Source organism: bacterium, assembly GCA_035549195.1.
In the GTDB taxonomy this organism is placed as follows: domain Bacteria; phylum Oederibacteriota; class Muellerivitia; order Muellerivitales; family Muellerivitaceae; genus DASZRK01.
Map to the genome: position 1 here is coordinate 260,770 of DASZRK010000002.1, position 12,003 is coordinate 272,772.

Sequence of the window (12,003 nt, forward strand, 5' to 3'; positions counted from 1 at the left end):
CCCCGCTCCCGGTCACTTCTTACCCTTCTTTTTCTTCGCCTTCCCTCTTTTAGGGGAGGCGGTCCCCTTTTTTCCCGTCCGATGGGCCGTCTTTTTCCTTCCCGCATGGGCCGCGACCGCCTCATGGGAATGGAGCCAATCGGCCACCACGACCTCCAACCGCGAACCCTTGGCCCAGCGCAGCGCCCCCTGCACCTCGTCGGCCGGGAACAAGGCCTCGGTCTCCCGGTAGAAATCCTTCGCCCCGTCCTTGGTGGCCTGCCGGCAGGCGGGATGGTGCAAGGTCATCAGCAGGAAGGCCAGGGCCTGGGTGTCCTTGCCCTTCGCCTTCTCATAGCGGGCCATCACCGTCAGGGCCTCGGCCAGGACCGGGACCAAGCCCGACCGCAAGGCGGTCTCCAGCACACGCCTCAGGATGGGCAAGCCCTTGTCCGGCGCCCCTTCGAGACAATAGAGGCGGGCCAGGTGGAGCCCGGCGTTGTCCAGACCGGTGGGATCCTCCAACCGCGTGAAAAGGGCCAGGGCCTTCTCCATTTCACCCCGGGCCTGGGGACGCCGGCCTTGGGACAGATGGATGAGCCCTTGATGGTAGTGATGCCAGGCCTTGGAGGTGTCCACGGCCTTTTCGCCCCCCGCCTTCTCGAAAGCATTCCGGAAGAGGGCCTCGGCCTCGGCGGTTTGCCCCTCGTCCAGGCGGATATTGCCGGTCCAATCCAGGACCCAGGATTCACCCAGGTGGTCCTGGGCCTCCCGGTAATGCTGGAGGGATTCCTCCAGGAAGCGGTCCGCGCCCAGGTAATCCCCCAGCGACCAGGCCACCTGGGCCAGGAGGCAAAGGCACCAGCCCACGGCCCGGGTGTCGCCCAGGTCCCGGAAGATGGAGAGGCCCTCCAGGACCATCTGCCGGGCCCCGGCGAAATCGCCCAGGAAGAGCGACTCCTGTCCCAGGCTGGTGAAGGACCAGGCGATGCCCCGGCGCTCCCCGATCTCCAGGTAGGTGGTCAGGCCGTGCTGGTAGTTCCGTCTGGCCTCCTCGAAGCGGCCCCGGTCGTGCGCCAGGTCGCCCATCAGGTTGTGGGCATAGGCCTTGGCCCGGTGGTCCTTGTCGGCCAGCGCGTAGGACAAGGCCTTCTGGAGATGGGCCGTGGCCTTGTCCGGCCGCTTCAAGCGGTTCTCGATGTGCCCCAGGTTGTTCAGGTTCCAGACCATCCCCCAGCGGTCCCTGGCCTTTTGGAAGGACGCCAGGGCCTTTTCATAATGCCGTTTGGCCCCCGCCATGTCCCCGTGCCATTCCAATGCCACCCCATAGCCCGCGTGGCAGAAACCCGCTTCGCGGTGGAAGCCCGCGGGGGGCAGGAGGTCCAGGCATCCGGCGAAGGTCTTTCGGGCTTTTTCCCCCTGGCCCACCGCGTTCTGGAAGAAGGCCGCCATGGACCGGATCCAGGCCAGGAGCGCCAGGACCTTGCGGGGGGCCTTGGCGGGGTCCGGGAATTTTTCCTCGAGTTTTTCCGCGGCACCCTGGAAGGATTCCACAGCCTCCCGGAAAAGTCCCTTCACCTCGAAATAGTGGAAAAGCCCCTGGACGAAGCCTTCCATCTCCTCCTCCAGCCCCAGGGCCACCACCCGACGCCAGGCTTCCCGGATGTTCCCGATCTCCAGGGTCAGGTCCTCCAAGGCCCGGCGTTGGCCGGCTCCATAGAGTTCCTCGGCCTTCTTGGCGGTGAACCGGGAGAAATACTGGGCGTGGGCCGCGAAGACCCGGTCCTTCTCCGTCGGGTCGTCGAAAAGCTTTTCCTTGGCGTAATATTTGAGCAGCTCATGGATCTCGAACCGTCCATTGGGCAGCACCCGCAGCAGGGTCTTGTGGGTGAGATAAAGAAGGAGGGTCTCGGTGGCCCCGCCGATCTTACGGGCGGCCTGCTCGCTGAAACTGCCCTTGAAGACCGAGATGGAGCGCAGGACCTTCTTCTGGGGCTCGGTCAGCAGGATCCAGGAATACTCGAAGACCGCCCGGAGCGACCGGTGCCGGGCGGGCAAATGAGGCATGGTGGTGGCCAGGAAGTCCCGGCTGGTCTCGATCTTGGAGGCGATCTCGTCCAAGGGGAGCGTCGCCACCCAGGTGGCGGAAAGTTCCAGCCCCAAGGGCATGCCCTCCAAAAGGGCGCAGATGCGGGTCACCGCCGGGCGGTCGGCCGGTTCCAGCTTGAAATGGGGCACCAGCCGCTTGGCGCTGCGCAGGAAGAGCTGGACCGCCGGCGAGCCCTCGAAGGTGGTCCCATGGTCGTCGCCCGGGTATCGCAGGCCCTTGACGTCCAGCACCTTCTCGCCCTCCAGCTTCAGATTTTCGCGGGAGGTGACCATGACCTTCACCCGGGGGGCGGCCTTCAGGATGTCCTCCACCAGGTCGGTCCCCTCGATGAGGTGTTCGAAGTTGTCCATGACCAGCAGCATCTGCTTGTCCTTCAGGTGGTTCAGGAGCTGGGACTTGGGATCCTCCGCCCCGTAGAAGAGGAACTTGATGGTGGAAGCGATGGCCCCCACGATCAGGTCGTCGGAAAGGAGCGGTGCCAGGTGGACGACGAAGACCCCGTCCTCGAAATCCTCGATCATTTCCGCCGCCGTCTGCAGGGCCAAGCGGGTCTTCCCGAAACCGCCCGGACCCAGCAGGGTCACCAGGCGGACCGCCGGGTCCCGAAGGGAGGTCATGATCTCCCCCATGGCCTGCTCCCGCCCGAAGAAGGGGGAGGCCTGGGGGTTGAAATTCTGGGGATGGTTCTTGAGGGACCGGGGCGCGGCCAGCCCCGTCCCTTCCAGGTCGGGATGCAGGAGGGCGTAGAGGTTGCCGGGCTCGCTCAGGTCCTTGAGGAAATGGACGCCCATGTCCTGCAGGCGGGCGCCGGGTGGCAGGGGGACGAAATGGACGGCGGGGACCGTGAAGAGGATCATGCCCGGCGGGGCGGCCTCCAGCACCTTTTGGGCGTGGATCATGTCGGGGCCCACGCGTTCCTGCCCCACCTCGTCCACTTCGCCCGAGTGGATCGCCATCTTCAGGCGGGCCTTGCCGAACCGGTCCCATTCGAAGGAACCGAACTCCTTCATCAGGACCAGGGCCGCCTTACAGGGATCCCCCTTGTCGAAGAGGGACAGCATGCCGCGGGGAGTGCGCTTCATCCAGTGGACGCCCTGGGCGAAAAGGAGTTCCTCGATCCGGAAATATTGGGAGGCACGGACATGGTCCACCGCGAGGGCGTCCTCCTCGCGGTCCAAGGCCGGATGGTCGATCTCGATGAAGAGGAAGATCACGGGAGGCCCTTTGGGGCAAGGATGGACCGGACGTTCTTATTATAGACCTCTCCCCCATCCCCGGCTCACCGCCGAATTGCGGCCGTGACCCCCGCCCTTTTGATAGAATCGCCAAGAACGCGGCGCGATCCATCCTTCCCTCTCGAGGTCCTCTTGTCCCGCTTCCGGCGCTCCATCCCCCTCCTGGCCCTCTTTGCCTTGATCTTTTCTTTCCGGCTTTTCTTCGGCCTCTGGCAGGCCAAGTGGGGGGAACCGGACTATATCCAGACCTACCTCATTGGCCTGAAATACTACTCGACCGGTGAATGGCCCTATTTCGGGCCCGACGTGAACGGGGAGGAGAACCCGGCCTTCCAAAGCCAGATCCCCGGTCCGCTCGAGGGCCTCTTGATCGGCCTGCCCTTCCATCTGTTGCCCATCCCGGAAGCGCCCTTCGTCCTGCTGAACCTCCTCAACAGCGCCGGCCTCCTGCTTCTGGCCGCCTATTTCCACAGGAGGCTCCCTTCCTTATCCATGGCTTGGCTGGCCCTTTGGCTGGCTTCCCTCCCCTGGACCCTCCATGAGGGGACCAACCTGATCAACCCCGCCTTTGTGCTCTTCCCTGGCGCGATCTTCTTCGTCGGCTTCATGGAAGCGACCCCCTTTTTCTCCCTCCACTGGCTTTCCAAACCATGGGCCAATGCGTTCATGGGGTTCGGGCTCTTCACCGCCATGCAGTTCCATTTCTCCTATGTTTACCTGGGCCCCCTGGCCCTTTTCGCGATCCTGGCACAAATGGGGCGCTTTCGCGACTTCACCGTCCTTCGTTGGTTCGTCCTGGGGGCCTTGCCGCCCCTCGCCCTGGTGCTTCCCACTTATATAAGGTACGGTTTGGGGACCAATAACGTGGCCGGCGGTTTCGCCGCCTCCTTCAACTGGGACAATGTTCGGGCCTTCGGGACCATCCTGGCCCGGTTCCTGTCCCTGGCCTGCTATGAGATGCCCCGGTTCCTGGGACTGAACAGAGCGGCCCGCGTGGACTTCCTCACGGGTCATCCACTCCTGCTCGTTCCCGGCGCCTGCCTCTGGGTGGCAGGAGTGGTCCAGCCTTTCCTCTTGTTGGGTTGCTGGTTCCTCAAGGACGAGGGGCGTCCCCAATGGAGGGCCGCGAAATGGCTGATCCTGGCGGTGCTCTTGATGGTGGAGGTCAGTTTCTGGTTCACCATCAAGAAGCCCTTTTCCCATATCTACTTCATCCTGCTTCCCTTCGTGGCCTTTTACGCCGCCCAGTGTTTTTCCTTCGTGGCGGACCGAAAGCCCTGGCGGATCCTGGCCGGGACCCTGGTGGTCTTCAGCCTCTTTTTCCATCTGCTCTATGCCCCGGTCTTCGAGCCCCAATATTCCATCTACCCCAAAAGGGAACAGGTGGCCCAAGCCATCGACCATAAGAACTATCATTTGATGGGCGAACGCCGTCCAGGGAGCCTCTATTGAGGCGATTTCTAATTCTCAATTCTTAATTTTGAATTCGAGGATTTGATTCGTGGTTAAATGGTTTTAAATAAAAATCAAGGATTGTCTTTGTCCTCGAACCAGAAAAATTTTCTCCTGTTCCTGAGCCTTTTCGTCCTGCGCACGGGATTCGGGCTCCTACAGGCGCGGTGGTTCGAGGTGGACCAGCTCCAGACCTATTTGATCGGTTTGAAGAGCTACACGACCGGGACCTGGCCCTGGTTCGGGCCCGACGTGAACGGGATCGAGAACGGTTTTCACAGCCAGATCCCCGGCGCCCTGGAAGGCCTGCTGGTGGGCGTGCCTTTCCACCTATTGCCCATCCCCGAAGCGCCCTTCCTCTTCCTGAACCTCATGTCCACCGCCGCCGTCCTTCTCCTGGCCGCCTATATCCACCGGCGGCTCCCGGCCCTTTCCTACCCCTGGCTCTGCCTCTGGATCGCCATCGCTCCCTGGAGCCTGCACGAGGCCACGACCGTCCTGAACCCTTCCTATGTCTTCCTTCCCTCCACCCTCTTCTTCATCGGTTTCCTGGAGGCGACCCCCACCTTCTCATCGGACCAGCTTCCCGCCCCCTGGGCCAACGCGGCCATGGGTCTTTCGATCTTTTGGATCATGCAGTTCCACTTTTCCTATGTTTATCTGCTCCCTCTCGTGGCCTTCTCCTTTTTTGACCAGTGGCGCAAGGAAAGGGGTGCGGCCGGGTTGGGTTTTTTCTCTTTGGGGGCCCTGCCGCCCTTGGGGCTGGTCATCCCCACTTATCTCAAGTTCGGCCTGGGGGCCACCAATGTCGCCTCGGGTTTCGCCGTCCCCTTCAACTGGTCCAACGTCGGGGAGTTCACCACCATCCTGGCCCGGTTCCTGTCCCTGGTCTCCTTCGAAATGCCCCGTTTCATCGGACAGACCAATCACGAAAGATACGATTTCCTTCTGGGCCACCCCTTACTGCTGGTTCCCGGTGCCGTCCTATGGATCGCGGGGATCCTCCAAGCCGTCGCCCTTTTGGTGCTTTGGTTCAAAAAAGATCATCCGGCGCCCGGATGGGCAAAGATCAAATGGCTCCTCCTCATGCTGTGGCTGATGGTGGAGGTCAGTTTCTGGTTCACGGTCAAACTACCCATCGCCCACATCTATTTCGTGCTCTTCCCCTTTATCATGTTCTACTCCTGTTATGTCTGGGCCCTCTTCGCGGGGGACGGCCGCTGGAGGACGACCGCCAAGGTCTTCCTCGCCCTGGGGCTTTTCTTCCAGGTGGTCTACGCCCTGCAATTGGCCCCCCAGTGCTCCATCTATCCCCAACGGGAGAAGGTGGCCAAGGCCCTCCAGGAAAAGGACTACCGCCTGATGGGCGAACGCCGGGCCGGAAGCCTCTACTAAGGCGATTTTTAATTATCAGTTCTTAATTTTGAATCGACGGATCTTTCGACGGATCAAAACGTTCGGAATTAAAAATCCAAAATTCGGGGTTCAAATTGTCCGATCAGCTCAAGTTCATCTTATTGTTCCTGGCCCTGTTCGCTTTCAGGACCCTTTTCGGGCTCTGCCACGCCTTCTTCTCACCCGACGAGCTCCAGACCTATCTCATCGGCTTGAAATGGTATTGCGAAGGCGGCTGGCCCTATTTCGGGCCGGACCTGATCGTCACCGAGACGGGTTTCTATTCCCAGATCCCCGGACCCCTGGAGGCGCTCCTCATCGGCGGGCCCCTTCATCTGCTCCCCATCCCGGAAGCCCCCTTTCTTTTCCTGAACCTGCTGACCACCGGCATCCTGGCGGTCTGGGCTTGGTACCTTTCCGAACGGCTTCCCCAGGTACCCTCTTGGTTCCTCTTCGTTTGGATCGCCCTCCTGCCTTGGAACCTGCAGGAGTCCGCCAACCCCATCAACCCTTCTTATCTTTTGATCGGAAGCGGACTTTTCTTCCTGGGATTCCTTGAGGCCTTTCCCGCTCTTTCGATGGGCCTCTTTCCCTCTTGGCTCAGTTTTGCCCTCATGGGCTTCGGGATCTTCTGGGACATGCAGTTCCACCAATCCTGGGTGCTCCTACCCCCCTTCCTCCTCGTGGCCTGGGTCGCCCGGTTCCTCAAAAAGAAAAAGGGGTTGGGTGGGGACCTGGCGGCTTCGGCGGCCGGTGCCTTGCCCTGCGTCCTCCTGCTGGTCCCCACTTACCTGAAGTTCGGTTGGGGCCAGGGCACAAGCGGCTTCCACCTGGCCAGTGCCTTCAATCTCACGAACTTCCTCTCTTTCTTCACCGTTCTGGCGCGCTTCCTTTCCATGCCCAGCCAGGAGACCCTGCGGTTCCTCCTGGAGCCCGGCGCCGTCCATCACCTGGATTTCTTCAAGACCTCCCCGTGGCTTTGGCCCTTCGGCCTCTTCCTCATCCTCATGGGCTGGCTGCAGCCCTTGAGCCTCCTCGTTCTGTCCTGGCTCCATCGGGACAAGGACACCCGGACCCGCACCATGATCGGGACAACCCTTTTCGCGCTCCTTCTTTTTTGGGCAAGCTTTTGGTTCACTTCAAAAGACCCCATGGCCCATATCCTCTATATCCTCATGCCCCTGCTCATGGCCTTTTCCCTCACCCTCTGGGCCGGCCTCGCCCGTCGGAAGTGGTGGCGGGTCCTGGCCGTCGCCTGCCTGGGGGTGAACATCCTCTTCCAGGCCGGATGGATGGTGCACATGGGCAAGACCCAATCCCTCTATGTGGACCGGGAGAAAGTGGTGAAGGCCATCGGGACGAAGGACTATCATCTCTTGGGCGAACGCAGGCCGGGCAGTCACAACTAGATCGGGAGGTCGGAATGATCAAGAAACTCATGGTCCTTTGGATGCTGGTCCCGGCGGCTTTCGCCGCCGACGTCCACTTCCTCATCATGCCCGATGAAGTGGTGGGACCGATCAGCCCCTACATCTACGGCATCAACGACAAGGACCCCCAGGACACCCACACCACCGTCCGCCGCCTGGGCGGCAACCGCATGACGGGCTACAACTGGGAGAACAACGCCTCCAACGCGGGCAGCGACTGGCACCAGACAAGCGACGACTGGATGTGCGCCCAGAACCTGGGGTTCAAGGATTGCGACAAGCCCGGCTCCATGGCCGCCCAGTTCGTGGAGCAGGGCCAGAAGTTCGGCATGGACACCCTCATGACCATCCCCATGGCGGGCTATGTGGCGGCGGACAAGTCGGGCGAGGTCAGCGATACCGAGACCGCCCCCAGCAAGCGCTGGAAGAAGGTCGAGTTCCATAAGAAGGGCGCCTATACCCTGGACCCCAACCCCGAGGACGGCGTGGTCTATGAGGACGAGTTCGTCGATTTCCTGACCACCAAGTTCAAGAAGGCCGATGCGGGCGGGGTGCGTTTCTACGACCTGGACAACGAACCTGGCATCTGGGCCTCCACCCATCCCCGGCTCCACCCCAAGAAGGTCTCCTACTGGGAGATGCGCAACAAGACCGAGGATGCCGCCGAGAACATCCTGCGGGTGGACCCTTCCGCCGTCATCCTGGGAGCGGTCTGCTACGGATGGAACGAGTTCATCAGCCTCCAGGACGCCCCCGAGAGCAAGGACGAGACCATGAAGAAACAGTTCCCCACCTACCTGGATTTCTACCTGGACGCCATCCACCGGATGCAGGTGGCCTATCACAAGACCCTGGTCCATGGCCTGGATTTGCACTGGTATCCGGAAGCCCAGGGCGGCGGCAAGCGGATCACCGAGAACGACATTTCGCCCGATTCCATCGAGGCCCGGCTCCAGGCACCCCGCAGCCTCTGGGACCCGGGTTACGTGGAGAAAAGCTGGATCACCCAATGGTCCACGGGGGGCAAGGCTATTCAGCTCATCCCCTGGGTGAAAGAGAAGATCGAGAAATACGCACCCGGCACCAAGCTCTGTTTCAGTGAATACGATTACGGGGCGGGCGATAACGTATCGGGCGGGCTGGCCCAGGCGGACGTACTGGGCATCTTCGCCAAATACGGGGTCTACCTGGCCTGCTATTGGGGGGACCTGAAGAGCTACAACAAGGCGGCCTTCCAGCTCTACCGCAATTACGACGGGAAGGACGGCACTTTCGGGGACACCTTCGTGTCCTCCGCCACCGAGGACGTGGCCTTGAGCTCCTGCTACGCGTCCACCGACCCCAAGGCCCCGGGCACCCTCTGGGTGGTGGCCTTGAACAAGAGCCAGAAGGATCCCCTCCATGGGAAATTCCGGTTCCAGGGCAAGGAGACTTACGGCTCCTATGAGGCCTATTCCTTCGGGAAGGACTCACCCGAGATCAAGTTGGTGAAGCAGGGCCACGTGGACAAGGACCACTTCGACTATTCCTTGCCGCCTTTGTCGGCCACGATCTTCGTGTGCCATTCGAATTGAGATTTCTTGGATCTCCCCTTCTCCCTTAAGGGGAGAAGGGCGGGATGAGGGTGCCTGGGAGAACACAAGTCGCCTCTCCTCCCACCCTTTCGACGAGGGTCCTTTCAATAGAACTACTTCGGCCATCGGCTCCAGGTGAACATCCGTGTCAGGCCCCATTCCCAAAGGGCGTCGGGCAGGAGCCAGCGCATCGTGTAGGCCACCCGGTCCTCGAACTTCACCAGATAGCGCCGCTTCATCGTGCGGTGGGACAGGGCCTGGAGGACCGTGCGGGTGAAGAGCTCCACCGGCGCCGCATGGATGAAGCGCTCCCTCTGCCACCGCTCCGACCGTTCCGTGATCCCCCGGTAGGCGGACTTCGGGTTTTTCACCCATTGGCCCATGCGGGCATTGGCCACGACCTGGGTCCGGATCTCACCCGGGTTCAGTTCCGCCACCTGGACGCCCCATTCCCTGAGTTCCATCCGCATGGCCTCGGTGAGGGAATTCACCGCGAACTTGCTGGCGGCATAGGCCCCGATCAGGGGTGTCCCGATGAAGGCCGAGATGCTGCCCACGTTCAGGATGCGCCCGCCGCCTTGCCGGCGCATGACGGGAACGACCGCCCTGGCCACACGCAGGATGCCGAAGACGTTGGTCTCGAACTGGGCCCGGATATCCTTCTCCGAAAGGTCCTCCCAACAGCCCGCCATGACGAAACCGGCGTTGTTCAACAGGAAGTCGATACGGCCCTCTTTTTTAAGGATCTGCCGCACTCCCTTTTCGACCGAGGGCGTCCGATCCACGTCCATCACGATGGGGAAAACAGGAAGGGTCCGGGCCAGGCTCCAGAGGGCTCCGGCCCGGCGCGGGTTGCGGTAGCCGGCATAGACCCGCCAACCCCGGCGCGCGAGGGACTCGGCGGTGGCCAGACCGAAACCCGAATTGGCGCCGGTGATGAGGGCCACGGAAGATGGGCTCATGGGTTGGCCCTCCTGAATCCCTCGTAACGCTTCCGAAGGATTTGGTCGAAGACGAAATCCGGCAGGAACCAGCGCAGGCGGGGATACCAGACCGCGTCCCGTCCGACCCGGTAACGGATGGCCAATCGTTCTTTCGAAAGGATGCGGACCGCTTCCCGGGCCACGACCTCGGGACCCGGGGCCGAAGCGGGAGGATGGTCCCCGAACCAAAGGATGCCCTCCAAGGTGCGCTGGTAAAGGGAACGCTCCTCACGAAAGGCCAGGGCCTTTCGGCGGTTGGCCTTGAAAGGGGTGCGGATCGTTCCGGGCTCCAGCACCGCGACCTGGACGCCGAAGGGCCGCACCTCCAGGCGGAGGCTCTCGGTAACGCCCTCCACCGCGTGCTTGCTGGCGCAATAGAGGCCGATCCCCGCGAAGGTCATCCGGCCCGCCAGGGACCCGATCTGGAGGATCTTCCCCCCGCCTTGGGCCCGCATGGCCGGAAGCACCGCCTGGGTGACCCGGAGCAGGCCGAAGACATTGGTCTCGAACTGGGCCCGGATCTCGGCGTCGGTGAACTCCTCCAGGGCGCCGAAGGCGCCCCAGCCCGCGTTGTTCACCAGGATGTCGATACGTCCGGTCTTTCGAAGGATCCGTCCTACCGCTTTCCGGACCGAAACGGTCCGGTCCACGTCCAGGGGCAGGATCTCCAAGCGCAACCCCTTGGCGGCCGCCCGGAGGGGAACGGCCTTCTTCAGGTCCCGCATGGTGGCGAAGACCTGGTGGCCTTGGCGGGCGAGCCCCAAGGCGGTCTCATAACCAATGCCGGTGGAACAACCGGTGACAAGGGCGACAGATGGGGCCATGGGACCTCTTGGGAGTGGAAGGCGCTCTATTATCCAAAAACGGGCCCGGGCCGCCGGGAAAATCCGCTTTGCCGGGAACGGAACTTAGGACTAGGATAAGTCCGTTCCTGGAGCCTTTCTCATTACCTCGCGGGAGTTCCCATGCGCCTTCAAACCTTTTTAGGCCGGATCCTGGTCGTTCTTTGGGCCGTTCCCGCCTGCCTCTGCGCCAAACCCTTCAACGAAATGACCATCGACCGGCTCGGTGGGACCATCATGGACCAGCCCGCGGACGGCTCCAAACCCTACGCCCTGGGCACCACCAGCGTGGTGAACAAAGGGGACGTGCTCACGGTCTATGACCAGGGCTGGGTGATCCTCAAGACCCATAACGGGGACCGCATCGGTCTGGACGGCAATACGGTGGCCGTGGTGGACGAGTTCTATATCGAAGGGCCTGACCGCCAGGTCCGTTTCCTGCTCCAAAAAGGCACCATGCTCTTCAAGGTCAACGGCCGGGATTCCCGCCAGAGTTTCTTCGAGATCAACACCGGCGGCGAGGTGACCTCCATCAACGACACCCGTTGCATCCTGGTCTATGATCCTTCCGCCGCGGCCCTGGACGTGAAGTTCATCGCCGGCAAGATGACCGTGCTGGACAAGGACAACGAGGAGAAGTTCAAGGTCGAGAACTCGGAGCGCACCTGGAAGGACGGCAAGATGATGGCCGAGGACCCCACCCCCCTGGACCAACTGGATGTGGTCAATTTCAACAAGTTCTTCGAGGGCGAACCCCGCTTGAAGCCCCGGGACAATAACTTCCTGCTCCCCGGCGCCGACTGACCGTCCTATGGCGGGCCCCACGGTCGAGTTCGACTGCCCCTATTGCGGTTACCCCAACTTTTCCCCCATCGACCCCATTTCCGGCCACCAGCAATGGACCACGGACTGCGAGAATTGCTGTCGGCCGATCGCTTTGAGCGCGCGGGTGGTCCGGGGCGAGGTGGAGGAGTTCGACGTGGAGCGGGAGCAGGATTGAGGC

9 protein-coding genes are annotated in these 12,003 nt (G+C 62.0%); 6 read left to right on the forward strand and 3 right to left on the reverse strand.

Annotated elements, in window-relative coordinates:
- Positions 1–12 precede the first annotated feature (12 nt).
- Entirely contained in the window at positions 13–3,303 is a 3,291-nt protein-coding gene (locus tag VHE12_01115; GenBank protein HVZ79380.1) for a tetratricopeptide repeat protein, read from the reverse strand.
- Between the two features lie 153 nt (positions 3,304–3,456).
- On the opposite strand from VHE12_01115, the gene VHE12_01120 reads away from it, so the two are divergent.
- From VHE12_01120 to VHE12_01135, 4 genes are all read left to right on the forward strand, one after another.
- Positions 3,457–4,776, forward strand: a complete 1,320-nt coding sequence (locus VHE12_01120) for a hypothetical protein (protein ID HVZ79381.1) — start codon at positions 3,457–3,459, stop codon at positions 4,774–4,776.
- 81 nt (positions 4,777–4,857) lie between these two features.
- On the forward strand, positions 4,858–6,171 hold the full coding sequence (locus VHE12_01125; GenBank protein HVZ79382.1) for a hypothetical protein: 1,314 nt from the start codon (positions 4,858–4,860) through the stop codon (positions 6,169–6,171).
- Positions 6,172–6,266: 95 nt separating this feature from the next.
- Positions 6,267–7,580 (forward strand): hypothetical protein, encoded by a 1,314-nt coding sequence (locus tag VHE12_01130; GenBank protein HVZ79383.1) that lies wholly within the window; start codon positions 6,267–6,269, stop codon positions 7,578–7,580.
- A gap of 14 nt (positions 7,581–7,594) precedes the next feature.
- A complete protein-coding gene (locus tag VHE12_01135) occupies positions 7,595–9,175 on the forward strand; it encodes a glycoside hydrolase family 44 protein (protein HVZ79384.1) in 1,581 nt (526 codons plus the stop codon).
- A 113-nt stretch (positions 9,176–9,288) separates the two neighbouring features.
- Here VHE12_01135 and VHE12_01140 read toward each other — a convergent pair whose 3' ends face one another.
- Positions 9,289–10,137 (reverse strand): SDR family oxidoreductase, encoded by an 849-nt coding sequence (locus tag VHE12_01140; protein HVZ79385.1) that lies wholly within the window; start codon positions 10,135–10,137, stop codon positions 9,289–9,291.
- The gene (locus VHE12_01145; GenBank protein ID HVZ79386.1) at positions 10,134–10,982 is read right to left on the reverse strand and encodes an SDR family oxidoreductase; all 849 of its coding nucleotides are present in this window, start codon (positions 10,980–10,982) and stop codon (positions 10,134–10,136) included. The genes VHE12_01140 and VHE12_01145 overlap by 4 nt, the downstream gene beginning before the upstream one ends.
- Before the next feature lie 141 nt (positions 10,983–11,123).
- Between VHE12_01145 and VHE12_01150 the strand changes: the two genes are divergently transcribed.
- Together VHE12_01150 and VHE12_01155 are read left to right on the forward strand one after the other, a co-directional pair.
- Positions 11,124–11,804: a hypothetical protein gene (locus VHE12_01150; GenBank protein ID HVZ79387.1), complete on the forward strand. Its 681-nt coding sequence runs from the start codon at positions 11,124–11,126 to the stop codon at positions 11,802–11,804.
- A gap of 7 nt (positions 11,805–11,811) precedes the next feature.
- On the forward strand, positions 11,812–12,000 hold the full coding sequence (locus tag VHE12_01155; protein HVZ79388.1) for a CPXCG motif-containing cysteine-rich protein: 189 nt from the start codon (positions 11,812–11,814) through the stop codon (positions 11,998–12,000).
- Positions 12,001–12,003 lie beyond the last annotated feature (3 nt).